At 60.6% G+C, this 24868-nt stretch carries 27 protein-coding genes and 1 tRNA gene; 14 read left to right on the top strand and 14 right to left on the bottom strand.

Going from position 1 to position 24868, the window contains the following annotated elements:
- Nucleotides 1-6: 6 nt before the first annotated feature.
- The gene (locus SJY08_RS11055) at nt 7-177 is read right to left on the bottom strand and encodes a hypothetical protein (protein WP_153761860.1); all 171 of its coding nucleotides are present in this window, start codon (nt 175-177) and stop codon (nt 7-9) included.
- Between the two features lie 255 nt (nt 178-432).
- Here SJY08_RS11055 and SJY08_RS11050 point away from each other — a divergent pair, with 255 nt between their 5' ends.
- The gene (locus SJY08_RS11050) at nt 433-810 is read left to right on the top strand and encodes a glyoxalase superfamily protein (RefSeq protein ID WP_377275593.1); all 378 of its coding nucleotides are present in this window, start codon (nt 433-435) and stop codon (nt 808-810) included.
- A 71-nt stretch (nt 811-881) separates the two neighbouring features.
- Here the strand turns inward: SJY08_RS11050 and SJY08_RS11045 are convergent, their stop codons facing one another.
- Nucleotides 882-1217 (bottom strand): DUF2147 domain-containing protein, encoded by a 336-nt coding sequence (locus SJY08_RS11045; RefSeq protein WP_054149607.1) that lies wholly within the window; start codon nt 1215-1217, stop codon nt 882-884.
- Nucleotides 1218-1725: 508 nt separating this feature from the next.
- Here SJY08_RS11045 and SJY08_RS11040 point away from each other — a divergent pair.
- Nucleotides 1726-1992, top strand: a complete 267-nt coding sequence (locus SJY08_RS11040) for a sel1 repeat family protein (RefSeq protein ID WP_006727350.1) — start codon at nt 1726-1728, stop codon at nt 1990-1992.
- 153 nt (nt 1993-2145) lie between these two features.
- Here the strand turns inward: SJY08_RS11040 and SJY08_RS11035 are convergent, their stop codons facing one another.
- The 3 genes from SJY08_RS11035 to SJY08_RS11025 form a co-directional block, all read right to left on the bottom strand.
- The gene (locus SJY08_RS11035) at nt 2146-3258 is read right to left on the bottom strand and encodes a pyridoxal phosphate-dependent aminotransferase (protein ID WP_377275590.1); all 1113 of its coding nucleotides are present in this window, start codon (nt 3256-3258) and stop codon (nt 2146-2148) included.
- A gap of 110 nt (nt 3259-3368) precedes the next feature.
- Nucleotides 3369-3785, bottom strand: coding sequence for a PilZ domain-containing protein (locus tag SJY08_RS11030; RefSeq protein WP_006727352.1), 417 nt, complete (start codon nt 3783-3785; stop codon nt 3369-3371).
- 178 nt (nt 3786-3963) lie between these two features.
- Nucleotides 3964-4317: a hypothetical protein gene (locus SJY08_RS11025; protein ID WP_054149604.1), complete on the bottom strand. Its 354-nt coding sequence runs from the start codon at nt 4315-4317 to the stop codon at nt 3964-3966.
- A 334-nt stretch (nt 4318-4651) separates the two neighbouring features.
- Here SJY08_RS11025 and SJY08_RS11020 point away from each other — a divergent pair, with 334 nt between their 5' ends.
- Nucleotides 4652-5869, top strand: coding sequence for an NAD(P)/FAD-dependent oxidoreductase (locus tag SJY08_RS11020; RefSeq protein WP_377275587.1), 1218 nt, complete (start codon nt 4652-4654; stop codon nt 5867-5869).
- Between the two features lie 100 nt (nt 5870-5969).
- Here SJY08_RS11020 and SJY08_RS11015 read toward each other — a convergent pair whose 3' ends face one another.
- Together SJY08_RS11015 and SJY08_RS11010 are read right to left on the bottom strand one after the other, a co-directional pair.
- On the bottom strand, nt 5970-6902 hold the full coding sequence (locus tag SJY08_RS11015; protein ID WP_377275585.1) for a tyrosine-type recombinase/integrase: 933 nt from the start codon (nt 6900-6902) through the stop codon (nt 5970-5972).
- Nucleotides 6903-7200: 298 nt separating this feature from the next.
- The gene (locus SJY08_RS11010) at nt 7201-8205 is read right to left on the bottom strand and encodes a porin (RefSeq protein ID WP_069041766.1); all 1005 of its coding nucleotides are present in this window, start codon (nt 8203-8205) and stop codon (nt 7201-7203) included.
- Nucleotides 8206-8810: 605 nt separating this feature from the next.
- Between SJY08_RS11010 and SJY08_RS11005 the strand changes: the two genes are divergently transcribed.
- Nucleotides 8811-8901: transfer RNA gene (locus tag SJY08_RS11005), tRNA-Ser, on the top strand.
- A gap of 240 nt (nt 8902-9141) precedes the next feature.
- Complete coding sequence (locus tag SJY08_RS11000) at nt 9142-10095, top strand: porin (RefSeq protein ID WP_377275583.1); 954 nt, start codon at nt 9142-9144, stop codon at nt 10093-10095.
- A gap of 101 nt (nt 10096-10196) precedes the next feature.
- On the opposite strand, the gene SJY08_RS10995 is transcribed toward SJY08_RS11000, so the two are convergent.
- Both SJY08_RS10995 and SJY08_RS10990 read right to left on the bottom strand, forming a co-directional pair.
- A complete protein-coding gene (locus SJY08_RS10995; RefSeq protein ID WP_377275581.1) occupies nt 10197-11057 on the bottom strand; it encodes an alpha/beta fold hydrolase in 861 nt (286 codons plus the stop codon).
- A gap of 84 nt (nt 11058-11141) precedes the next feature.
- Nucleotides 11142-13211: a transglycosylase SLT domain-containing protein gene (locus SJY08_RS10990; protein WP_377278554.1), complete on the bottom strand. Its 2070-nt coding sequence runs from the start codon at nt 13209-13211 to the stop codon at nt 11142-11144.
- A gap of 223 nt (nt 13212-13434) precedes the next feature.
- Between SJY08_RS10990 and dapA the strand changes: the two genes are divergently transcribed.
- Nucleotides 13435-14319 (top strand): 4-hydroxy-tetrahydrodipicolinate synthase, encoded by an 885-nt coding sequence (dapA, locus tag SJY08_RS10985; protein ID WP_069041762.1) that lies wholly within the window; start codon nt 13435-13437, stop codon nt 14317-14319.
- 91 nt (nt 14320-14410) lie between these two features.
- On the opposite strand, the gene SJY08_RS10980 is transcribed toward dapA, so the two are convergent.
- The gene (locus tag SJY08_RS10980) at nt 14411-15016 is read right to left on the bottom strand and encodes a TetR family transcriptional regulator C-terminal domain-containing protein (RefSeq protein WP_377275578.1); all 606 of its coding nucleotides are present in this window, start codon (nt 15014-15016) and stop codon (nt 14411-14413) included.
- A 70-nt stretch (nt 15017-15086) separates the two neighbouring features.
- Here SJY08_RS10980 and SJY08_RS10975 point away from each other — a divergent pair, with 70 nt between their 5' ends.
- On the top strand, nt 15087-16187 hold the full coding sequence (locus SJY08_RS10975) for a DUF418 domain-containing protein (RefSeq protein ID WP_377275576.1): 1101 nt from the start codon (nt 15087-15089) through the stop codon (nt 16185-16187).
- Between the two features lie 197 nt (nt 16188-16384).
- On the opposite strand, the gene SJY08_RS10970 is transcribed toward SJY08_RS10975, so the two are convergent.
- Entirely contained in the window at nt 16385-16729 is a 345-nt protein-coding gene (locus SJY08_RS10970) for a hypothetical protein (protein ID WP_300890041.1), read from the bottom strand.
- A 326-nt stretch (nt 16730-17055) separates the two neighbouring features.
- Between SJY08_RS10970 and smpB the strand changes: the two genes are divergently transcribed.
- Nucleotides 17056-17532, top strand: coding sequence for an SsrA-binding protein SmpB (gene smpB, locus SJY08_RS10965; protein ID WP_054150449.1), 477 nt, complete (start codon nt 17056-17058; stop codon nt 17530-17532).
- Nucleotides 17533-17537: 5 nt separating this feature from the next.
- Entirely contained in the window at nt 17538-17957 is a 420-nt protein-coding gene (locus SJY08_RS10960) for a DUF3830 family protein (RefSeq protein WP_377275573.1), read from the top strand.
- A 25-nt stretch (nt 17958-17982) separates the two neighbouring features.
- On the opposite strand, the gene SJY08_RS10955 is transcribed toward SJY08_RS10960, so the two are convergent.
- The 3 genes from SJY08_RS10955 to SJY08_RS10945 all read right to left on the bottom strand — a co-directional run bounded on the left by SJY08_RS10955 (nt 17983) and on the right by SJY08_RS10945 (nt 20286).
- A complete protein-coding gene (locus SJY08_RS10955) occupies nt 17983-18231 on the bottom strand; it encodes a hypothetical protein (protein ID WP_377275571.1) in 249 nt (82 codons plus the stop codon).
- Between the two features lie 216 nt (nt 18232-18447).
- On the bottom strand, nt 18448-19584 hold the full coding sequence (locus tag SJY08_RS10950; RefSeq protein ID WP_377275569.1) for a bifunctional transcriptional activator/DNA repair enzyme AdaA: 1137 nt from the start codon (nt 19582-19584) through the stop codon (nt 18448-18450).
- A 117-nt stretch (nt 19585-19701) separates the two neighbouring features.
- A complete protein-coding gene (locus SJY08_RS10945) occupies nt 19702-20286 on the bottom strand; it encodes an NYN domain-containing protein (RefSeq protein WP_054150452.1) in 585 nt (194 codons plus the stop codon).
- A 295-nt stretch (nt 20287-20581) separates the two neighbouring features.
- On the opposite strand from SJY08_RS10945, the gene rpoZ reads away from it, so the two are divergent.
- From rpoZ to acpS, 5 genes are all read left to right on the top strand, one after another.
- Entirely contained in the window at nt 20582-20983 is a 402-nt protein-coding gene (gene rpoZ, locus SJY08_RS10940; protein ID WP_006727366.1) for a DNA-directed RNA polymerase subunit omega, read from the top strand.
- Nucleotides 20984-21081: 98 nt separating this feature from the next.
- On the top strand, nt 21082-23310 hold the full coding sequence (locus tag SJY08_RS10935; RefSeq protein ID WP_054150453.1) for a bifunctional (p)ppGpp synthetase/guanosine-3',5'-bis(diphosphate) 3'-pyrophosphohydrolase: 2229 nt from the start codon (nt 21082-21084) through the stop codon (nt 23308-23310).
- 230 nt (nt 23311-23540) lie between these two features.
- On the top strand, nt 23541-23690 hold the full coding sequence (locus SJY08_RS10930; protein WP_069041758.1) for a DUF3563 family protein: 150 nt from the start codon (nt 23541-23543) through the stop codon (nt 23688-23690).
- A 124-nt stretch (nt 23691-23814) separates the two neighbouring features.
- On the top strand, nt 23815-24396 hold the full coding sequence (locus SJY08_RS10925; protein WP_069043852.1) for a DUF2062 domain-containing protein: 582 nt from the start codon (nt 23815-23817) through the stop codon (nt 24394-24396).
- 1 nt (nt 24397) lies between these two features.
- Nucleotides 24398-24802, top strand: coding sequence for a holo-ACP synthase (gene acpS / locus SJY08_RS10920; protein WP_054150454.1), 405 nt, complete (start codon nt 24398-24400; stop codon nt 24800-24802).
- Nucleotides 24803-24868: the final 66 nt, after the last annotated feature.

Here is a 24868-nt window from a genome sequence, read left to right as displayed (position 1 = left end):
CTTCTATCAAAAGGTCGGGCGGCAGCTGTTGAGGCCGGTCGGCGCGCAGCTTGCGACGAGACCCGAAGAAAGATGCCGCACGGTCGGCTGAGTGTTGACGACGAGCTGCGCGAACATGAAGGCGAAAAGCGCCATGCTCAAAGAGATGATGGTGAGACGCCGTGCCAGCTTGGCCATGTCCTTGCTCCTTTCCGATCTGTTGAGACCGGTATAGCGGAGCGGGTCTGAATGCTGGCTGAGATGTGGGTTCATCTGGCATTCAGAAGGGTTAACTGAAATGCGGGGCGTCTGGAAATGCCTCTTCCCTCTCTCCGGCTTCTGGACATAATGGAAACCGGCGGGCACCGTCCCGTCCAGCTCTCCTTACCGAATGGCCTCGCCTTTGGTGCACCGTCGCCATGCGCCCCACCGTCCGGCAACAGGGTTTCACCCATGACAGAAAAACACGACGTCGCCCTCCGGTTTGGGCGCATCGCCGCGACCTTGCCCGTCAAGGACATGGAGCGGGCCCAAGCCTTCTATGTCGATCTGCTTGGATTTCGAAAGGTCTTCGAGAACGGTAGCCCCGTCGGCTTCATGATCCTGCAGCGCGACGACGCCGAACTGCATCTCACGCTTCAAAAGAACCACAAGGCCGCTGACTTCAACATCGCCCACATGATGGTCGAGAATATCGACCATCTGCATGACCTCGTGCAGCAACGAGGGTTGAAAGTGGTCAAGCGTCTTCAGGACAAGGATTATGGCCTGCGGGCCTTCGTCTTCGAAGATCCCGATGGCAATCGCATCGATGTGGGCCAGCCCCTGTGATCAATCCTTGAATGCAGAAGGGGCGCCGGTTGTAGCCGGCGCCCCTTTGCTATTTTCGAATGTCGATCGCTTCAGAGACGCGTCCAGGTCTGCGTCTTGCAGAGCACGGCCATGACGCACCCCTTCATCTTCAGCGAATTGCCGGAGACGGAGCCGGAGCCCGCATAGGTCTTGTCGGTTTCCGGATCGGTGATCTCGCCCTTGTAGCTGTCGCCGCTGCCGGACATCTTGCCGATCTGCTTGCCGTTGTGCTTGCCGCTCTTCAGCGTCACGCAATAGGCGCCGCCGCACGGTGCGATCTGGGCCGTGGCGCCGGATGCCGTTTTCCAGTTGCCTTCGATGGGCTCGGCGGCCTGGGCTGTGAAGGCCGAAAGCGCAAGGGCTGCCGCAATGATGATGGAACGCATGGTCTGATCTCTCCTCCCGAGATGATGGTCGTCTCCCGTGGTCGGAGACGGTCCTCTCCGCAGCCGCCCAACGGTTAAGAATTATCTTACGCACACGTAAAGGTAAAAGCAATCCGCCGCGAAATGCGAGCGGTGGAAAGCCTCAGATCGCAGCAAATCCTGCACTTTTGCGAAATGCCTTCGGGAAACATGGTGAAAAATCGGTTGATTTGTCAGCGTGAAGCTTTCGTAAATTTTGAGCGGAAATCCTTGGGTTGCAGGGGAAGCGATGCTTAACGGAATCCGAAGTTTACGAAGCTTTTGTACTTTGTTTTCAGCAAATTAAGGATGCATTTTAAGCGAGTTTTGAAGACCGTTTGGCATAGTGAACCCATCAAACGAGCAGGGAAAAACCCCGCCAAACCCAACCGATACGAGAATGACCGGACAAAGATCCGGCGCCGTTTCGGAAGGGCCCGCAAGGGAAAACAGGGACCACCGAGAAACTAGGCAAACAGGGACAAAACCAATGGCACGCTTTGAAATGCACAATTCCGAAAATGCCACGATGGGTGGCGAAACCCGGGCTGATGTCTTCCGCGACATGGGTCTGATGTATGCGACCGGCCGCGGTTGCCCTGTTGACCTGGTGTCGGCACACAAGTGGCTGAACATTGCCGCGATCAAGGGCTGCGACCGCGCTGCCGAGCTGCGCGCCGATCTCGCCCAGACGATGAGCAAGATCCAGCTCGCCGAGGCGCTTCGTGCCGCCCGCGAATGGATGACCATGCACTGACGAATTCCGGCCGCGACCGCGGCAGGAGAATGACAAGAATAACCCTGAGTGGGGAACGTGGCGGGGACCTTTGGACGGGGCCAGGGCCAACACTTTTCAAAGACCGCGACCGGCAGGAACAAGGCCGGCGCGGTCTTTTTCATTGTGGCGAGGTCAGCCGATTGTCTTCAAGACCTTCGGCAGTGCCGCTTCGAAAAGGTCGAGATCTTCAGGCAGGCCTGCCGAGACCCGGATGCACCGGTTGAGCGGAGCGACGCCGGGCATGCGGATGAAGACACCGTGCTCCATCAGGCCGTCGACGATGGCCCGGGCATAGACCCCGTCGCGGCCGCAATCGATCGCGACGAAATTGGTGGCAGAGGGCAGGGGGCGAAGACCGTTCGCGGTCGCAATTCTGGCGATCCTGTCCCGTGCCGCCTTGATCCGCCCGACAACGTCGTTGAGATAGCCCTGGTCTGCGAGCGCCGCGAGTGCCGCCTCGGTCGACAGCCGCGGCATGCCGAAATGGTTGCGGATCTTGTCGAAGGCAGAGACGGTGCCCGGCGTGCCTATGCCATAGCCGACGCGGGCACCCGCCAGGCCATAGGCCTTGGAAAAGGTGCGCGTGCGGATCACGTTCGGCAGGTCGATCAGCGCATCGGCCGCCGGGATCGAACCTTCGGGTGCCGTCTCGCTATAGGCTTCATCGAGGATGAGAAGCGTGGTAGCGGGTAGGGCGCGGGCGAACGCGACGATGCTGTCTGAATCCCACCAACTTCCCATCGGATTGTCGGGGTTTGCGAAATAGACGAGCGGCGCATCTTCTTGCTTCACCAATGCGAGCAACGCGTCGAGATCCTCCCGGTCATCTCGGTAGGGAGCCGTGACCAGGCGCCCGCCAAACCCGTTTACATGAAAATTGAAGGTCGGATAGGCACCGAGCGATGTGACGACAGGCATGCCGGGCTCGCTCACCAGCCGGACGATCAGCCCGAGCAGGTCGTCGATGCCTTCGCCGATCACGAAGTTCTCAGGCTTCAGTCCGAGATGCGCGGCGAGCGCCACCTTGAGGGCATGGTTTTCCGGATCATTGTATTTCCAGATCTCGCCTGACTTCTCGGCGATTCTCGCGAGCACGGAAGGTGCCGGACCGAAGCCGCTTTCGTTTGCGCCGATGCGGGCGCGAACCGCAAGGCCCCGCTGCCGTTCAATGGCTTCGGGACCGACAAAGGGCACGGTTGCGGGGAGCGAGGCGGAGAGGGGCGTGAAGCGTGAGAAGGCGGTCATTGCGAAGCGGCATCCGGAGGTCGAGAGCGATCCGCCCACCATAAGTGCCGCCGCAGCCGAAGCAAGCCGGATCCGCGGCGATCAGACCTCATCTGCCGGCAGAGATTTTCTCAGCGACCGAGGCGCGCACCGTTGCCGTTCTGGAAAGGCTTGAGCGGTGTATTGACGGCGTCGCCAAGCATGAAGTCGGCGCGGACAATCCGGTGCAACATGTGCTCGGAGATCGGTGCAATGAACTTCACGCCGACTCTGTTGCCGTTGCGATAGGCCTCGGCACATCCGATCCGGTCGGCAAGGCCGACGATCTGCAGATAATAATGAGAGGAGAGGCCAATCGCGGTCGTGAGTTCGATCGCCGCACCGCCTTGCGAAATGTCGACCACTTCGCAGCTGCGGATCGTGATGCCGGTGAGGCCGGGGCGAACCGACATCACCTTGGCCGGCCGGCGAACATAGAAGCGCTCCCATTTGCGCTCGTACATTTCCGAGCGTACCCCAGCCAGATGCGTCGCATTTTCCATCGCCATGACCGGCTCCCCAAACTCTTCTGTCTCACACTGTGAGCACTAATATTTGCAGTAGCATCAATAAGATCGCTCAAATTTTACCAATACTGAATATTCGGTTTCAACGGACGTCCCGGCAAGCGCAGGCCGCGCTGGCGCCCGCAAGAGGGCGCAAGCGGTGATCAGTCGGCGCGAGATGTCAGTGACTTGTTTCGAAGGAAAGCCTGACGACACGGTGCAGGAACTCGGGGTCGATCAACATGTTGAAGCCGACCGTGACCTTTTCGGCTTCGCGGCGGATCAGCGTGCAGCCGATGTCATCGTGAATGCCGAGGATCTCCAGAAAGAAGTTCGGCGGCACCTGGACATGCGGCGAGACGTCGAGATCGGCGCCATAGAGCGAAATCGTCCGGATGAGGCAGCGCTGCGACCGTGCCATGCTGAGATGGTGGCCGACAAACACGATCTTGCCGGGGCGATCGATCTTGAATTTCTCGAAGATCTGATCCCGAGGGATGTCCGATTTTGCGTCCGGTATCCTTTGCAAGGGCATGTTACCCTCCCGCGGTGTCAAGTTAGAATGACATGCTAGCCGAAGTCCGTTACCAGATCCTGCATGCAAACCGTAAAATCCAGACGAGCTTTCAAATTGGCAAGATTTGCCAGCCACTTCGTCAGTTGGCAGTCTGTGCCGTTTTTGGTCGGGAATGCCTTAGGTAGCAATCAGCGAGGATGTGCACGCCGTTTACAATGGGCGGTTTCGACCGGCGAGCCCCAGGCCAACTTGACCGCAAACCGCCACAAAGCTAGGCCTTGCTGCATCGCATCGTGGCCGGTCTTCAGGCAGCGATTCTGATTTGGACGGCATGCGGCAGGGAGTGCATCACGTGGCGGAGCGACTGGTGATTATCGGGGCGGGGCAGGCGGGTTTCGCTCTGGCCGCAAAGCTGAGGGCGCTGAAGGACGAGCGGCCGATCACCCTTGTCGGCAACGAGCCGGTCCTGCCCTATCAACGGCCTCCACTTTCCAAGAAGTATCTGCTCGGCGACATGGACTTCGATCGACTGCTGTTCCGGCCCGAAGCCTGGTATGGCGAGAACGGGGTCGAGATCCGGCTGTCGACGCCGGCCGAAGCGATCGATCGTGACAAGCGCGTGGTCACGCTTTTCGACGGCAGCGAGATCCCTTATGAGACCCTCGCCATCGCCACCGGGGCGACGCCGCGCCGTCTGCCGGCCGCAATCGGCGGTGATCTCGAGGGCGTCTTCACGATGCGTGACAAGGCTGATGCCGATCGTCTGGCCGAGGAGATGAAACCGGGCCATCGGCTTCTCATTATCGGCGGCGGTTATATCGGTCTTGAGGCCGCAGCCGTCGCCCGCAAGCTGGGTCTCGACGTCACGCTGATCGAAATGGCGGACCGCATTCTGTCCCGCGTTGCAGCTTCCGACACGGCGGATGCGATCCGCACGATCCACGAAACCGAGGGCGTGCACATCCACGAAAAGACGGGTCTGACCCGTTTGATCGGCGATGAGGGCAGGGTGAAGGCCGCCGAGCTCTCGGACGGCCGCGTCATCAACGTCGACCTCGTCATCGTCGGGATCGGTGTGACCCCAAACGATCGTCTGGCGGGTGATGCCGGTCTTGAGGTTCAGAACGGCATCGCCGTCGACAGTTTTGGCCGCACGAGCGACCCTGCCATCTTCGCCATGGGCGACTGCGCCGTTCAGGCGTGGAATGGCGAGCAGGTACGGCTCGAATCCGTACAGAATGCGGTGGATCAGGCCGAAGCCGTCGCAGCCGTGATCGCGGGTGGATCCGAGCCCTATCGCCCGAAGCCCTGGTTCTGGTCGGACCAGTATGATGTCAAACTGCAGATCGCCGGCTTCAATCTGGGCTATGATCAGACGGTGCTGCGCCCCGGTACCCGCGAGGGAAGCCTCTCGATCTGGTATTTCCGCAAGGGTGTCTTCATTGCCGTGGATGCGATCAACGATGCCAAGGCCTACGTGACCGGCAAGAAGCTCCTGGAACTCGGTCGGCCGGTCGATCCTGTCTCGATTGCCGATCCCGCGCTCGACCTGAAGAGCCTGATGGTCTGAGGCCATGAGCCCGCCTTTGGGGCAGGGCAGGGAATGACACAATATAAAGAGCAAGGGCCGGACAAAGCCGGCCCTTTTGCAACTTACATTACAATATGACTCACGACGCCGCCGCCCGCTCCAGGATCGGAACGCACATGTCGAGATCATGCGAAGCAAGATGGGCGTAACGCATGGTCATGGTGAGCGTCTGGTGGCCGAGCCACATCTGAACGCGACGGATATCGATCCCGCCCTGAACCAGACGGGATGCGCAGGTATGGCGCAGCACGTGCGGCACAACGTCCTTGTCGTCGGCAAAGCCCACCGCATCCTTGGCGTTGTGCCAGGCGATGCGGAAGCGCTGCTGGTCGATCTCGGCAAACGGGCCCGAATATCGACGATCCGACAATTCAATGGCAGCCAGCGCGCGCTGGGTGAGCGGAACCGAGCGCGAGCGTCCCGATTTTGTCACCCAGAAGGTCACGCGGTCTTTATGTATGTCACCCCAGCGCAGGTTCAGACCCTCGCTCAGGCGGGCGCCGGTATCGACCAGGAAGAGGCAGAACCGGTAATAGAGTTCGGAATGCGCCCGGATTTCGGAAAACAGCAGGTCCTCTTCATCCCTGTCGAGGAAGCGAATGCGACCCGCTTTCTCTTTCTGGCGCTTGAATTCAGGCAGACTGTGAACGTCTCCCATCTTGTTCGCCTTTCGCAGCAGTTTGCTTAAGGCCGCCATCTTTCGATTGATGGTGGCATTGCTATTACCGCGTTTGCGCAATTTGCCGATCAATTGGTCGAGCATCTCGTCCGAAAAAGCCGAAAAACTCGGAAAATCAAGGAGATCGTGAAGCTCTCCGATAAAATTGGTTACGTTATATTTGTGGCTGCCATTCATCCACAACAGGTCGCCATATTTGCCGAACAGTTCGCGCAAATTGGTTTCGCGCACCTCGTGCAGGATCGTTCCCTGTCTGTATTGATAATGTACCGAATAATCGGGCACGCCCACAAAGACGTCAAAACCCTTCCCGGCCGGCATTTCCACCTGCATGTATCCCCCAAATTTCCCTTTGGCGAGCACGCGAACGGGCTCACCGCCCGTCCCCACAGGCGTAGATATCGTTATAACTTATAAAAAGTATAGTGCAGAACAGCACAAACTTTCGTGTTAAGCCCCTATCGGACTGTCTAAATGGATCGTTCGCGCTCCTTTCTGTTCTGAGGAAGAGCCTGGCTGATCCTGCCCAAGCCTTTGGCAGAACGCGTATTCAAGCTCATTCTGGAATGCGCGAAGGGTCCGGCTCGTGATGAAGCCGGACCCAACGCATTTTTTCGCTAATCGCTGTGGATTAGAACGAGCGGGTCAGGCGAACGAAGCCGTCCCAGTTGCCGTCAGCAGCGCCGTCGCGATCGAGGTAACGAACGTCAGCCGAAGCTTTCAGGCCGGAAGCGAGAGCGTATTCAACGAGCAGGTCTGCGCCCCACTGGTCAGCATTCGTGAAGCCAACGCTATCCCAGTAAACAACCTGCGGGGTGATCGACAGCTTGTCGGTTGCCTTGAAGGTGTAGGCAGCGCCAACAGTCCACTCGGAAGTGAAGTTGTAACCAACCGACTGACCAGACGCCCAAGCGGCGGCCAAAGCGAAGGTGCCAGGACCAACGTCAGCGGCGACCACGCCGGCGATCGCGCCTTCTTCCGAGCCAAAGTCATAAACGCCGTTCACGGTGACAGTGGCCACGCCGAGCGAAGCGGAACCAACGGCTTCCAGACCAACTTCGTTGCCAGCAAACTGGTCGGAGAGGTCGTCCACGCCGAGCCCGACCGTGAAGGCATCAGCCGAGTAGGTGTAGGAAACGGTGTTGAACTTGGCATTGCCGAAGAAGTCGTCAGACTCACCAGCCAGACCCCAGTCGTCAGCCCAGGTCAGCGAACGACCAACCTTGAAGCCGCCAACAGTAATGTAGGCCTGATCGAGCGTGATGTTAGCGCCTGTGGTCGTTGCGCCCTGGCTATCAGCCTGAATGCGGACGTAGGAACCGATCGTTCCGATTTCCGAGTCGTTCTTGGCGTCGAATGCCAGGCGAGCACGGACTGCGCTATCCCAGGTGTCGTTCGACGGGGTGCCGTAAGGAGCGTTGTTCTCGTTAGCCGAGAGAGTAACGCGGACTTCACCCGAGATCTTGAGGCAGGTTTCGGTGCCGGGGATGTAGAAGTAGCCGGTGCCGAAAGCGTCGCAAACGCGAACGTATTCCATGGGCTCGGGCTCAGCAGCGACGATTGCGTCAGCAGCCTGGGCGCCGGAAACTACAGCGAGAGCTGCAGCGGAGCCGAGAAGAAGGCTCTTGATGTTCATTATTGACCTCCAGTCAAGTTTCGTATGGGTCTGGGTTAATTGGCTGAAGGACAGCATTCCCTGCCCCATCCCCGTCGGTTTCAGAAGACGGACGATCCACCGCCTCGCTTCCGAGGTTGAAAATACAAAACCCCGTCGGTCATGCAATCACCAAAGAGTGGAATGGACAGAATGTGGCCACCCTTCCACCCGGCCTGTTGCTGAAAGGCCACAAACTCCCTTGCGGCGTCCCATATCCATTTAGGGTTTGTTAAGAAAATCCAAAAAAAACCGCCGCTTACACAGGGTCTTGGGTATCCGGCGCAGGTGTTCGCATACGGGTGTTCTTCTCATTTTGGCACAGGATTTTGCAAAAAGTTGCATTTAGAACCATGTCGGCTCGCCTCGAAGCTGCATCTTCGACAATGACAGTTTCAGACCTTAAGCCTGAAAATCGGCAGCAGATGGCCGCCCGAGCGACAGAATCATGTCGTGAGGCGGGAACGATTCGGCTTTTCCTATGAGTGATGGGATCAACACCTGGCATTGGCGACCGCTCGCTAAAATGTTGAGAGCGGAGAAAAGGCCTTGCAATCACTGATTTAAGCAAATAATCAGGCGTCACCGGAGAGGTGGCCGAGTGGTCGAAGGCGCTCCCCTGCTAAGGGAGTATACGTCAAAAGCGTATCGAGGGTTCGAATCCCTTCCTCTCCGCCATTGTTCTCCCCCTGCACATCACCATCACACTTTGCATATCGCTCGCACTGTCTCGAGCTTTTGCGCGAGCTTGCGCGCCTGGCTTCCTTCCACAGCTCCGTCAGAAATCCTGTTTCCCGAGACGCGCAACTCGCCGCCGCGTTGCCGACCAGATTCACGCGACACCAGCAAGCAATTGATAATAATAATTAAATTCTGAAATCACCTGGTGCGACCTCTATAATTGACTGGAGGTCAATAATGAACATCAAGAGCCTTCTTCTCGGCTCCGCTGCAGCTCTCGCTGTAGTTTCCGGCGCCCAGGCTGCTGACGCAATCGTCGCTGCTGAGCCCGAGCCCATGGAATACGTTCGCGTTTGCGACGCTTTCGGCACCGGCTACTTCTACATCCCCGGCACCGAAACCTGCCTCAAGATCGGCGGCGAAGTTCGTTTCGCTTACGATTGGAACAACAACGACACGGTCCGTATCAACCGTGACGACTTCCAGACCCGCGCCCGTCTCGTCATCCAGTCTGCAAACGACTCGGAAGTTGGCACGATCGGTTCGTACATCCGTCTCGAAGGCACCTCGGACAACACCAACGTACAGCTCGATCAGGCTTACATCACCGTTGGTGGCTTCAAGGCTGGTTACTTCCTGACCTGGGCTGACGACATCGGCATCTCCGGCGAAAACGACACGTTCATCGACAACGCGAAGTTTGACTCGGTCAGCTACACCTACTCGGCTGACGCCTTCACCATCGGTCTCGGCGTTGACGAACTGAACGGCGCTGCTGGCGCATTCGGCATCCAGGGCCTGGCTTCCACGACCCTCGGCGCCGTAACCCTGACCCTCTGGGGCGGCTACGACACCAAGGCTGACGAAGGCTACGTCGTCGGTAAGGGCGCTGCTGCTATCGGCCCGGGCACCTTCGAACTCTACGCTGGTTGGGCTTCCGACCCGTCGACCTACGTCGGCACCGTTGAGTGGACCGTTGGCGCTGCTTACGGCTTCAAGGCAACCGAAAAGCTGACGATCACCCCGTCGGTCAACTTTGTTGAGCAGTTCAACAACGTCGACTACGTAACCGGTGGCGTTCTGGCTTCCTACGCTGTTGCTTCGGGCCTCAAGGTTGACGCAACCGTCGACTACAACAAGTCCGACTCCAAGGACTGGACCGGCTTCGTTCGCCTGATCCGTTCGTTCTAATTCGATCTCCAGATCGAATAAGGGAAGCCCGGCCTTGTGCCGGGCTTTTCGTTTTTGAAGAGGTTTTGTGACGATCGCTGGTGCGCGATCTGCGGCAGGGTTCAGCTGCCGAGAAACGCGCCGATCGCTTCTGCAAGCCCATTGAGATGCAGCAGCGGAGCATGGCCCTGTCCCTTGGCCTCGACGACCGTGCATTGGGCATGTCGCTGAGCCATCTCATCCGTCGTGGCGCGGGACAGAAGCCGCGAGTGTTCCCCCCGCACCACCATCACCCGCTTGTCCGCAAGCAGCGCAAACTGCGCCCAGAGGTCGGGGAAGGGCTGGCTTAAGTCGGCGGCGCGAAACTGCGCGGCGATGGCTTGGTCAAAATCTGCGATGAGCTTTCCATCGATGTCGCGATAGAGCGCATGCGCCATGCCGGCCCAGTCGTCCGGCCTCAGCGCCGGAAACTCTGCGCCATGGGTGGCCTTGAGAATGGCAGCCGCTTCGGCATAACTGGAAGGCGCAGGCCGAGTGCCGAGATAGCCCTGAATTTGCCTCAGCCCCTCCGTCTCCAGCACGGGCCCGATATCGTTGAGCACCAGTTTTTCGATGCGGTGAAGATGCGTCATGGCCAGCACATGCAGGATCAAGCCGCCACGCGAGGTGCCGATGAAGGCGGCGTGGTCTACGCCCAACGCGTCGAGCACGGTGACCACGTCGCCCGCTTCGACCGGGATTGTGTAGCGCTCCGGCTGCGGGTCCCGATCCGACAGGCCGCGGCCGCGCGAGGAGATCGCGATGATCCGCCGATCATAGGGCGGAGCTGCCAGCATCCGCGCGAGTTCTTCGAAATCGAGCACATTGCGTGTGAGCCCAGGCAGGCAGACGATTGGCGTGCCGCCATTGTCTGCGCCATGAATGCGCACATGCAGGTTGAGTCCGTCGGGAACGGTGATGAAGCGGTCGATAACATCGGCCATGCGGCTCTCCTTCGCTGTGTCGAAAGAGAGCCTAGCGGAGCCTTCACCGCCGGTCACCAGGCAATAATGGACAGGGCAGGGCGCTTACCGGCCGAAGCGCAGGTCGTGCACGATGTCGGTCTTTTGCCCAAGCCGGCTCTTGTAGACCTGGTAATTCTCCATCACCCGCATGACGTAGTTGCGCGTCTCGGGGAAGGGGATCCGCTCGATCCAGTCGACGACCTCGTCGATCGACTTGCCACGCGGATCGCCGTAACGCTCGATCCAGCCCGGCACCTTGCTGGCGCCGGCATTGTAAGCGATGAAGGTCAGCACATAGGAGCCGTCGAAGCGGTCGATCTGCTCGCCCAGATAATGGGCGCCGAGCGTGGCATTGAAGCCGGGATCATTGGTCAGCTTCTCCGGGCGATAGGCAAGGCCATGGCGTTGCGCGACAGCCTTTGCGGTCGACGGCAGAAGCTGCAGGAGCCCGCGTGCGTCCGCCGGCGAGATGGCGGTCGGGTTGAACGCGCTTTCCTGGCGGGCAATGGCATAGGCAAGCGCCTTGCCGGAGCCGGCAATATTGGCCGAGGACGGAATGACGCCGACGGGGAAGGCCAGCGCCGGCACGTCGATCCCCCGCGAATAGGCTGTCTTGCCGATCTGCAGCGCCAGTTGATGGCCGCCGGAGGATTTCTCCGCCCTTGCACTCAACATAGCGAGTTCGCCAGGGCTCTCCAGTTGATCGGCCAGCGCACGGTAGAGGCTTTGCGCCCGCCAGCCATGACCGGCCGCTTCGTAACGGGCAATCGCCTGAACGGCTTCGCGCTGCGCAAAGCGGTTGCGATCGGATTGGCTGGGACGCGGATAGGGGATCTGGATCCCCGGCCGGTCGAGGCGCGCGGCGGCGAGCTGGCCATAGAAGGTGCTGGAATGCTCGGCGGCGCGGGCAAAATACTCGCGCGCCTTGCGGTCGCGCGACACTTCCGCGGCGCGACCCAGCCAGTACCAGGCGCGGCTGGCAGACAGCGGCCGGTTGGAAACCTCGAGGATGCGGGCAAAATGCCGGCTCGCGGTATCCGGATCGTTCAGCGCGCGCAGTGCAAACCAGCCGGCATGGAATTCCGCATCGGCAATATCGGTCGGCTGAGTCGCCACATGCCGGGAGACGATGCGATAGGCCTCGCGGACCTGACCCTGATCGGCAAGTCCGCGGGCGATGATACGCTGTTCGTCCCACCAGGCGCCGGTATTGATCAGCTCGGCCCGATCACGCGGCATCTGCGAGAGTAGCTTGGCCGCTTCCTCGAATTTCTGCTGGCGGCGCAGGTTTTCAATGCGGATGAAGAGCAGCGCCGGATCGTTGCGCCACTTGCCATCCACGGCCTGGATCAGCCCGCCGACATTGTCGGCCTTCGAAATCAGCCCTGCCCAGGCGCGGTAGAGCGACTGCGCCTCACCGAGCGAGGCAAAGCGCTTCGCCTGGCCCACCCGCTCGCGATACATCAGATAGTCCATGCGGGCGCGGTGATCGGCGGGCCGCAGCAGGCCGGAAAACTCACCCTTCACCCGATCTTCCGTCGCTTCGTCCAGGCCCTCCGTGCGCCAGAGGTTGCGGATCAGGCTTGCAGCCTTGCTCCGGTCACCCGTCGCGAGATGCGCGCGTGCCAGAAGCATCGTGCCTTCGGTCGTCTCCGGCGCGGTATTGCCGAAGGCGGAAAGCACGGTGGCGGCCGGCGGATTTTCACGGAAAAGCGCCTTTTCAGAATTGGCGCGGAAGGATTTGAGCCCCGGCCAGCCCTGAAGCTGCCGCTGGGCAGCGGCGATTTCGGCCGCCGGTATGTCGCTCAAGCCGGACATGGCGATCGACCAGGTCAGCATCTGCCGGTCGAGCCCCGCGGGCATGCGGTCGCGGATCGCGATCGCCTGGGCGCCCTTGCGATCAGACAGAGCATCAAGGCCGGACTTCAGCTGCGGATTGGCCGCAGCCAGCCGCTCGCCGCGCGGAATGGCGCCGGTGGTCTCAAGCGACGGCGGTGCCGCCTTGCTCGGTGCAAAGCCGAGTGGCTTCATAGGCGGCACAGGCACGTCGGAAAGCGCCTGCGCACTCGTCGACGACAGGACGAGCGCAAGACCGAGACCGAGGACAGAACGATAAGGCAGCGACATCTTCATCCACACACTATAACCCATGGCATCACACGAGAGAGTAGGCCGAGCACGCGGTTAACAAAAGCCTAAAGCCAGCGATCACATTCTCTCGAACGAAGCCTCGGAAAACTGTCACAAATCTCCTGCAGATGCGCTTGTCGCACCTGATGGTGCGAAGTAATGTGCCCCCGATTTAATCTGAGAATGCGGCCGAAGCGTGGATGTCGGCCCCCGAGGAGTTCATTGCATGTATCAGGGATCCATTCCCGCGCTCGTCACGCCGTTCACTGAAGAGGGCGCTGTCGACGAGCAAGCCTTCGCCGCCCATGTCGAATGGCAGATTTCCGAAGGCTCCTCCGGTCTCGTGCCGGTCGGCACCACGGGTGAATCGCCGACCCTCTCCCATGCCGAACACAAGCGCGTGGTCGAGCTCTGCGTCGAAGTGGCAAACAAGCGCGTGCCCGTGATCGCCGGTGCCGGCTCCAACAACACGCTTGAGGCCATCGAGCTTGCCCAGCATGCCGAAGCCGTCGGCGCCGATGCGCTGCTCGTCGTCACACCCTATTACAACAAGCCGACCCAAAAGGGCCTGATCGCGCACTACAAGGCGATCGCAGAAGCCGTCGCGCTGCCGATCATCATCTACAACATTCCCGGCCGCTCGGTGATCGACATGTCGCCGGAAACGATGGGCGCGCTGGCCAAGGCGCACAAGAACATAGTCGGTGTGAAGGATGCGACCGGCAAGATCGAGCGTGTCTCCGACCAGCGCATCACCTGTGGCCCGGATTTCGTCCAGCTCTCGGGCGAGGATGCAACCGCACTCGGCTTCAACGCCCATGGCGGCACCGGCTGCATTTCGGTCACGGCCAATGTTGCCCCGCGCCTCTGTGCCGAATTCCAGGCAGCGACCCTGGCCGGCGATTATACGAAGGCACTCGCCTACCAGGACCGCCTGATGCCGCTGCACAAGGCGATCTTCCTGGAGCCCGGCCTCTGCGGCGCGAAATATGCGCTGAACCGCACCCGCGGCATGAACCGCACCGTCCGCCTGCCGCTGTTGGCAACGCTTGAGGCCTCGACGGAAGCCGCGATCGACGCGGCCCTGAAGCATGCAGGACTTCTGAACTGAGGAGATGACCGCTCGCCGCCCAGGCGGCGAGCGCAACGGCCTCGACCTGATCTTATCTTATCTTATCTTATCTTATCTGATCAGACGGCGGTCAGGTCTCCCGACGCAAGGCCTCGCGCAAATGGGCCTCGGCTTTTGCGCTGTCGATCTCGCGATCCCGAGCCAGCAAAAGCCCAATCAACCCGTCGCGCAAGGCCTCAAGCCGCAACGCTGCATCGCGCGGGGAGGCGAGTGACAGGCCCTGTTCTGCAAGGCCTTCGACGAGAAGTGCCGTGAGCCCGTCCCGCAGCCGATGGCGTGCCGTCTCCACGGCCTTTGCCAGCCATTCGTCTTGAGAGCCAAGACTTTCCGCCTCTATCCACAGGCGCCAGATCGGTTGTGCCTCAGGCGAAAAGCTCTCCTTGAAAAAGCGGTCGAGCGATTGTTCCGGGCTTTCCTTGGCTCGCCGCATATCCTCGGCAATGTCAGCGAAAATGACGCTCCAGGCTGCTGCGCGCAGTTCCGGCCAGCGGAAGTAGTGGTTCAGCAGGCCGGTCCCGACACCGGCTCGCTCGGTCACCGCACGGGTCTGAACGACAACGAGCCCCTCCTCCAGCAACAATTCGACCGTGGCAGCAAAAATCCTCTCCCGCTTGCTGATCGCGGGCGTGCCGTTTCGGGTCACAAGGGGCATGTCGATCTCAGGCTTGCCGGTCACGGGCGCCTCCACTTGACAGATTGAGCGGTCGCTCAATAAAATAGAGCAATCGCTCAATGGAGTACCCTCAATGACTCAGGATCGCAACCAGGCGGTGGATGTCGTCCGCGCCGTGGCGCTTATCGGGATCGCCGTGGTCAATCTGCCCTTCATGGCGCAGCCCATGGAGACCATGCTGGTGACGCCGGCCGCCGCCATGGACCGGGTCGCGCTCTATCTTGTGGAGTTGGTGTTCCAGGCGAAGTTCTTCCTGCTGTTCTCCTTTGTCTTCGGCTGGGGCATGGAGATCCAGATCCAGGCCGCACAGCGCGCGGGCGCTTCCTTTGCCCGCCGCTTTTCCCGGCGTCTCGCCATGCTGGCGCTGTTCGGCGCCCTGCATGCCGTTCTGGTCTTCTCGGGCGATATTCTCCTGCTCTATGCCATGCTCGGTCTGATCACCTGGGCCGTCAGGGGCGCTACCAGCCGCAGGCTGTTGCTGATCGCCGGCGGCATGATCCCTGTGGCCGCCCTCTCGCTCATGGTGCTCGCCGTCCTCTTCGCGGAAATCCCGCTTCCGCCAGCCCATCCCAATCTCGGCGGCAGCTATACCGAGACGGTCCTGACCCGTTGGCGCGACTGGCCGCAGACTTTCTTCTTCCTCCTGCTCTTCCAGGGGCATCTGGCTTTCGCCGCCTTCCTCGCCGGGATCGTCGCCGCCAGAAACGGTCTTTTTGAAAGCGGAAATGCCCTGGCAAAGAATCTGCGCCGCAAGGTTTTGCCGCTGCTCGTCCTCGGCCTTACCATCAATGCTCTCTATGTCGCGAGCGGCGCGTTCGGCGAGGCAAGCCCCGTCCTTGCTTCTCTCGGCTTCTGCAGCCTCGCCCTTGGCGGTCCGATCCTCGCCACCGCCTATCTCGGCCTGATCCTCAGCCTGTCGGACCGTGTCCGCTTTCCCCGCTTTTTCTTGCTCGCGGGACGCAATTCGCTGAGCTGCTATGTCACCCAGGGCTTGCTCGCCGGCCTCCTTTTTGGCGGCTATGGCCTCGGCCTGTTCGGCACGCTCGGCAACCTTACGCTGCTTGCCCTGTCCTTCGCCGTTACAATCCTCGCCATGCTCCCGGTCGTCGCCTTCGCGAGCCGCTTCGGCCACGGCCCGCTGGAACTGCTGCTGCGCAAGGTCACCTATGGGTGAGGGGGGCGCCTGCCGCTGTTGGCAACGCTGGAGGCCTCGACGGGTGCCGCGATCGACGCGGCGCTGAAGCGTGCGGGACTGCTGAACTGAGGGGATGAGGAGGCGAGGTTGCGCCGTCTAGATCCGCACCCAGCAAAAGAAAAGGCAGGTTACTGAAAGTAACCTGCCAGTTTTTCCATGAACCGACGAGAATCAGATCAGAATTCGAGCTCAAGTCCACTTTCGCAGAAATCGAACTTGGTAGGCTCCGACTCGCTGCCATCGGCATAGGCGGCCTTGACCCACTGCACGCAGTTGTCGCCATTGGTGCTCTGATCCCAAGCGAGGTCGACGGTCGCGCCCGGCTTGATGCCGCTTCCGATGTCGAAGTAACCCCACTCAGCCTTGTCTTCGGACACCAATAGCTGGGTGATAGCTGTGTTGGTCGAGTTCGTGGCAGTGAACGAGAATTCATCGGCATGAGCCGCAGTTACGGTCATTCCGTTAGCCGCGATGCCGAAAGCGATGGCCAGCATACCAGTACGAAGGCGATGGAATTTCATCTTGTGTCCTTGAAGCAATGAGAGTTCGACGCCGTCTTTTTTGCACCACGCTTTTTTAAAGTCGACGCAAATGAAGACATGCGGAGGGTTCCTCCCAAAAACGGTTGCTGGATGTTCCGATACAGCTGCTTTGACGGGAGAATTCGGCGCGCCATGCAACCAAGCCAGGGTTCCCGGTCGCCATACGAGGCGCCATCCCCCGCCCCAAATCCTCATCCACCTTTATTTCCCCCCCATCCTCCATTACATATCCCTGACAACAGCCACGCCCCGCCCGGGCGCAGGCGATCCACGACAAAATCCCGGGCGAAACGGAAGATTTGACCATGGCCCCCAGAGGCTCGCAGCGCACCGTCAACAAGATTGTCGCGGAGAACCGCAAGGCGCGTTTCAATTATGAGATCATCGACACCTACGAGGCGGGTCTGGTTCTGACCGGCACGGAGGTGAAGTCGTTGCGCGAGGGCAAGGCCAATATTGCCGAATCCTATGCCTCCGACGAGGGTGAGGAGATCTGGCTGATCAATTCGCATCTGCCGGAATATCTGCAGGCGAACCGCTTCAATCACGAGCCGCGCCGCCGTCGCAAGCTGCTTTTGTCCAAGCGCGAGATCAACCGCCTTCGCGCCTCGATCAATCGCGAAGGCATGACGCTGGTGCCGCTCAAGATCTATTTCAACGAGAAGGGCAGGGCGAAGCTGGAGCTTGCGCTCGCCAAGGGCAAGAAGCTGCATGACAAGCGCGAGACCGAGAAGGAACGCGACTGGAACCGCCAGAAGCAGCGCCTGATGAAGACGGGTTGAATGGCATGTCCCTGGAATTCCTGAGACTGACCGTCGGCCCCTTCGTCTTCGAGGCCCGTTTCGAACGCGAAAAGGCGCCCGAGACCTGCCGCATCTTCGAAAGCTTCCTGCCGTTCCGCAACCAGGCGATCCATTCGCGCTGGTCGGGCGAGGCGGTCTGGGTGCCGCTCGGCGATTTCCAGTTCGGGGCCGGTTTCGAAAACCACACGGCCCATCCCTCGCGCGGCGACATCCTGCTTTATCCCGGCGGCTTCAGCGAAACGGAACTGCTCTTCGCCTATGGCTCCTCGCAGTTTGCGAGCAAGATGGGCGTGCTGGCCGGCAATCACTTTCTGACGGTGGTGAAGGGTGGGGAGCAACTGGAGGCCATGGGGAAAATGGTTCTCTGGCAGGGCGCGCAGGCTATCGCTTTCGAGGCGATGTGAGCGACGGCCGCGGCCGTGCCCCCATTCACAGGCTGCCCCGCATCATCAGCAGACGCAACGCATCCGCACGCGCCGTCGAGGGGATCCGGGCTGCATCTTGCGCGTCGAGCCCTATGTCCCTCAGCCCGTGCGCATCGAGGTGATTCAAGTAGTTGACCGGTCCTTGGGCGCGGTGGCGAAAGAGCCATGCGACAGCGGTCATCAAAAGTGTGAGCGGGGCGCGTTGGGAGGCTTCGATGCCGGATGCGTTACGCCCCTCGTGTCTGGTTTGCATGGTACCGATCCCCTAGAGCATTTCCGGCGAAACGGAGTCGCCTTCAATGCTCTATCTCTTTGTTTTTACGGAATTCCGGACGCAAAACCGCTTCGCGCTTTTGCTGCAATTGCTTTAGATGGCGATGGGCGACCGGGCACGCGCCGCCGTTGCGGTCGCATGTTCGGGAGGCGTTCGGCTTGCGGTCGTTTGATCAGTCCTTGATCTGTCCGGAAGTCATGGCTCAGGCGTGGTCAGGGATTGCATGTGCCGCCGGTGCGAAGCGGATGTGTCGACGGAGATTGCGCCCGTCGATGGCAAAGACAATACCATGCGTCGCTCGTGCTCCAGCAGCCAGCGCTTGCGCCAGAGCCCGCCACCATAGCCGGTGAGGCCTCCATCGGCGCCGATCACCCGGTGACAGGGAATGATGATGGCGATCTGATTCGCACCATTGGCGCGGGCCACGGCCCTGACGGCGCTCTCCCGGCCCAGATCGGCGGCGATCCCGGAATAGCTGCGCGTCTCGCCGGCCGGAATGTCCCGCAGGGCCTGCCAGACGTCGCGCTCGAAGGCGCTGCCATGTCCCGCGAGCCTGACCGTGAAGTCGGTGCCCTGGCCGCTAAAGTAGCGGTCGATCTCGTCTCTGACCTGTTCGATGACGCGGATCTTGCCGAGCATCACGCCCAGCTTCTGGCGGGCCTGCAGTCGTGCGATCTCGGAAGAGAGGGAAGGGCGGTCGGTGAATTCCAGCAGATGCAGCGCATGGTCGTCGGCGATTGCGACCATCGTGCCGATCGGTGTCTCGAGGAAATCCGCCTTCAGCAGTGCCTGGCCGCGTAGGCCAGCCGGGGCCGTGCCGAAGAGCCGGGTGATCGCCGCGCGAAAACCGCTGCCGGACTCGTAACCTGCATCGAGCTGCGCCTCGATCACGCTCTCGCCGCCGGACAATGTGTCGGCACCGCTGCCAAGGCGGCGCAGGCGCGCCATTTCCAGAAAGCTCATGCCGAAACGGCGATTGAAGGCCCGGCGCACCGTGGAGGGATCGTGTCCGCGGGCGATCACGTCCTGCTCGCTCCAGCGTCGGCACGGATCGGCTTCCAGGGCTTCGACGAGGCCCGCGACAAGCGGATCGTTGCCGCCGTGATGCAGCGTCGGTCGGCAACGTTTGCAGGGACGGAATCCGGCACCGAGGCAGGCGGCGATCGTGTCCTCGAAGATGCAGTTTTCCGATTTCGGCTTGCGGGCGCTGCAGGTCAGCCGGCAGAAGACCCGTGTCGAGGTCACGCAGACGAAATGCAGGCCGTCATGGGCCGGATCGCGGCGGATAAGGGCGTCGTATAGGGTGTCGTGGTCGGGTTTTTGGAACAGCATGGCGGCACCATAACCCACCCCGCTCAACCCTGCCGCCGAAAATCGGGCGCCGATTTTTTCTCGCCGCTCGATCGACCGCAATCGGCGGTCTGCAGCGGCAAGGCCGGCAGCCCTGCTTCAGTGTTCGTCTTCGCTCGCCGTTGCCGGTTCCGGTGCGCGCGGGGTGCCGCGTTCGGACGGATCGCGGCCGATTTCGGCCTTCAGCGTCATCAGATCGATGAAGTGATCGGACTGGCGGCGCAGGTCGTCGGCGATCATCGGCGGTTGCGTCGCCATGGTCGAGACGACAGAGACCTTGCGGCCCTTGCGCTGCAGCGCTTCGACCAGCGTGGTGAAATCGCCGTCGCCGGAAAAGAGCACGAGATGGTCGACGGTTTCGGACTGTTCCATCGCGTCGATGGCAAGCTCGATATCCATGTTGCCCTTCACCTTGCGGCGGCCCATGGAGTCGGTAAATTCCTTCGCCGGCTTGGTGATCACCTTGTAGCCGTTATAGTCCAGCCAGTCGATCAGCGGGCGGATCGAGGAGTATTCCTGGTCCTCGATGAGAGCGGTGTAGTAATAGGCGCGCAGGAGATAGCCGCGCTTCTGGAAGGCTTTCAGGAGCTTACGGTAATCGATGTCGAAGCCGAGGCTCTTGGACGCGGCATAAAGATTGGCGCCATCGATGAAGAGTGCAATTTTTTCACGGGGGTCGAACATTTCGATATCCTTACGTCAAATATGAACAGTCTCGGCAATCGGCAATCAAAACAATACCTTGCCCCTCCAGTTATGATCACAGTTTTACATTATGAAATGATCATATAAAAATCTATCTAGGGCATCGTCAGGTGCAATCCAAGCAGCCTGCGGTTGAAATGTGGTGTATTGAGGGCCTTTTCCGGCCTTCATTTTTGGGCTTGGCAGGGTGCCGGCACGAAAAACTTGAATTTGCCTGCCATTGCCTGTATCGCAGCCGTCAATCCCACGCATTCAAGATCGCAAAGGACAGGCAATGGCCCGTGTCACCGTTGAAGATTGCATCGACAAAGTCGAGAACCGCTTCGAGCTCGTTCTGCTCGCAAGCCACCGTGCCCGCCAGATCTCCCAGGGCGCGCCGATCACCATCGATCGCGACAAGGACAAGAACCCGGTCGTCGCTCTGCGTGAAATCGCTGACGAGACCCTCTCGCCCGACGACCTGAAGGAAGATCTGATCCATTCGCTGCAGAAGCACGTCGAAGTCGACGAGCCGGAGCAGGAGCCGAGCTCGATGCTGGCCAATACCGGCACCGCCGGCAAGGGCGAGGAAGAGGACGAACTGCCGGAAACGCTCACCTTCGACCAGATGTCGGAAGAAGAGCTGCTTGCCGGTATCGAAGGCCTTGTTCCGCCGGAAAAGAGCGACGATTACTAATCGTCAACAGATCAGACTTAAGTCTTGATCTGACTGTAGGATGAACGTGCGCCAGTCGTCTCGACTGGCGCGCTTTTTCGTTTGTGGAGACGATCGGAATGATGCGGCAATACGAGCTCGTTGAGCGGGTGCAGAAATACAAGCCCGATGCCAACGAAGCTCTGCTGAACAAGGCCTATGTCTATGCCATGCAGAAGCACGGCAAGCAGACACGCGCCAGCGGGGACCCCTATATCTCCCACCCGCTCGAAGTCGCCGCCATTCTGACGGACATGCATCTCGACGAATCGACGATCGCGGTTGCGCTCCTGCACGACACGATCGAGGACACCTCCGCGACCCGTGCCGAGATCGACGAACTCTTCGGCGAGGATATCGGCCGTCTGGTCGAGGGCCTCACCAAGATTAAGAAGCTCGACCTCGTCACCAAGAAGGCCAAGCAGGCGGAAAACCTGCGCAAGCTCCTGCTCGCCATTTCCGATGACGTCCGCGTTCTCCTGGTGAAGCTCGCCGACCGCCTGCACAACATGCGCACGCTCGAGCACATGCGTGACGACAAGCGCGCCCGAATTTCCGAAGAGACGATGGAAATCTATGCGCCGCTCGCCGGCCGCATGGGCATGCAGGACATGCGCGACGAGCTGGAGGACCTGTCCTTCCGCTACATGAACCCGGAAGCCTATGAGACGGTGACCAATCGTCTGGCGGAGCTGTCGACCCGCAACGAAGGCCTGATCACCAAGATCGAGGACGAGTTGCGCGAGCTCCTGGTGGCGAACGGCCTTTTGACCCCCTCGGTCAAGGGCCGGCAGAAGAAGCCTTACTCCGTCTTCCGCAAGATGCAGTCGAAATCGCTCTCCTTCGAACAGCTTTCGGACGTCTATGGCTTCCGCATTCTCGTTGACGACATCCCCGGCTGCTACCGCGCGCTTGGCATCGTGCATACTCGCTGGCGCGTCGTGCCGGGCCGCTTCAAGGACTACATCTCGACGCCGAAGCAGAACGACTACCGCTCGATCCACACCACCATCGTCGGCCCGTCGCGCCAGCGCATCGAGCTGCAGATCCGCACGCGGCGCATGCACGATATCGCCGAATTCGGTATTGCCGCCCACAGCCTCTACAAGGATGGCGAGAACGGCGATCCGAGCGAGCCGCTGCAGCGCGAAAGCAATGCCTATTCCTGGCTCCGCCATACCATCGAGGCGCTGGCGGAAGGGGACAACCCGGAAGAATTCCTCGAACACACCAAGCTCGAACTCTTCCAGGACCAGGTCTTCTGCTTCACGCCCAAGGGCAAGCTGATTGCGTTGCCGCGCGGTGCCACCCCGATCGACTTTGCCTATGCCGTTCACACCAATGTCGGCGATACCTGCGTCGGCGCCAAGATCAACGGTTCGATCATGCCGCTGGTCACCCGTCTGTCGAATGGCGACGAGGTTGAAATCATCCGCTCCGGCGTGCAGGTGCCGCCCGCCGCCTGGGAAGAGATTGTCGTCACCGGCAAGGCCCGTGCCGCCATCCGCCGCGCCACCCGCATGGCGATCCGCAAGCAATATGCAGGCCTTGGCCAGCGCATTCTGGAGCGCACCTTCGAGCGCGCCGGCAAGGTGTTCTCCAAGGACACGCTGAGACCCGCGCTGCATCGTCTCGGCCAGCGCGACGTGGAAGACGCGATCGCCTCGGTCGGTCGCGGCGAGACCTCCTCGCTCGACGTTCTCAGGGCCGTCTTCCCCGACTATCAGGACGAACGTGTGACCGTGAAGCCCTCCTCGGACGAGGGCTGGTTCGCGATGAACAGCGCCAATGGCATGGTCTTCAAGATCCCCGGTCCCGCCCATCCGAAGGGTGATGTGCCGACAGCGGGCGATGGTCCGGATCCGCTGCCGATCCGCGGCCTTTCCGGAAACGCCGAGGTGCATTTCGCGCCTGCAGGTGCCGTGCCCGGCGACCGAATCGTCGGCATCATGGAAGATGGCAAGGGCATCACCATCTACCCGATCCAGGCTTCCGCCCTGCAGCGCTTTGAAAACGAGCCGGAGCGCTGGATCGACGTGCGCTGGGATCTCGACGAGGCGAACAAGTCGCGTTTCGTTGCACGAATCCTGATTAATGCGCTCAATGAGCCGGGGACGCTGGCGACCGTTGCGCAATGCGTTGCCCGTCTGGATATCAACATCCGGGTGCTCAACATGATCCGCATCGCCACCGACTTCACGGAAATGGGGATCGATCTCGAGGTTTGGGACCTTCGTCAGCTGAGCCAGCTGCTTGGCGAGCTCAAGGAACTCGACTGCATCTCTACGGTGAAGCGCGTTTACGACTGAGGCGATCTGCCGTCTCACAGACATGACCGGTGCGGATAATGTCCGCCCGGTCGCCTCGCAGCCGCCCTCGCTGCCTCACTTTTCATCACAATCCTGCCTAATTCGTAAACCTCGACCCCATCGCTATGCGCTTTGCGCATGGCTGACGTCAGTTCTTGTCTCTGGTTGATTGTGCGCCGCACCATTATATCTCGGTCAACAGATGAAGACAAAGAACCGAGGACAAAACGATGTTTACTCCGATCCGCAAATTCGCCCGCGCCCTTCGCGTTCCGACCGTTGCAGAGCGTGAAATGAGCTACCTGAACGGCGCCCGCGATCTCGTCGACCTGGAATACCGCCAGCGCGAAATCGACCGTGGCATGTTCCGCCGCGGCTGATCCGTCGACCGACCCTATCTGGTCTATGCTCCGACGCCGGTTCTTGCCGGCGTCTTTGCTTTTTGGCCACCTTGATGGCCGCTTTTCCTTGCCCAACCCGTCCGGCATCCACTACATATCCCGCATGCTGTTTCGACGCAGGCAACCGATTTCCAGACTGACGAAGCTACGCGAGCTTTTTTGGCCGCGCCGGGGCTTTATCCGGTCGTTTCAATATCTGAGCAAACGAATCTTGCGCTTGTCGGCCACCCCGCATGCGATTGCCGCCGGCGTTGTGGCAGGCGTCGTCTCGTCCTGGACCCCCTTCATCGGACTGCATTTTCTGCTCGCCTTCGCGATTGCCTATCTCATTGCCGGCAACATGGTTGCTGCTGCCATCGGAACAGCCTTTGGCAACCCTCTGACCTTTCCGCTCATCTGGGCCTCGACCTGGGAGGTCGGCCATCGCCTGATCGGCAAGGGGGTTCCGGTCACGGATAGTGTAGATCTCGAGAAGAAGTTTTCCCTTTCGGCCTTCGAGAGCATGTGGCATCCGATCTTGAAGCCGATGCTCGTGGGGGCTATCCCGCTCGCCGTCGTCAGTGGCGCGGTCATCTATTGCGTCATCTATTTCACCGTGGCGAAATTCCAGGCCCGTCGCCGCGAACGGCTTGCCGAACGCGCCCGTGTCCGCCTCGCCGAAGCTCTCCAGGGATCGAGCGTCTGACATGATCATCGGCATCGGCAGCGACTTGGTCGACATCAGAAGAATCGAGAAATCGATCACCCGTTTCGGTGAGAAATTCACCGCCCGCTGCTTCACGGACGAGGAGCAGGCGCGCTCGAATGGCCGCAAGGACAGCGCTGCCTCCTATGCCAAGCGTTTCGCCGCCAAGGAGGCCATGGCGAAAGCGCTGGGGACCGGAATTGCCGAAGGTGTCTTCTGGAAGGAGATGGGCGTCGTGAACCTGCCGAACGGCAAGCCGGGCCTGGAACTGACTGGTGGCGCCGCCCGATGCCTGGAACGCCTCCTGCCGGCAGGCCATCGTCCTGTCATTCATCTCACCATCACCGACGAATTCCCCTATGCCCAGGCATTCGTAATCGTCGAGGCCCTGCCGGAAAGCCGCTGAGTTAACTGGTCGCGCTGGTTGACGGGGCTACGCGGTTGCCGCGCTCGCCCGAACCGACTAGAGAGA

The organism is Rhizobium sp. R86522 (assembly GCF_042466255.1).
Taxonomy (GTDB): domain Bacteria; phylum Pseudomonadota; class Alphaproteobacteria; order Rhizobiales; family Rhizobiaceae; genus Allorhizobium.
This window is presented reverse-complemented; position numbering and strand designations above follow the sequence as displayed.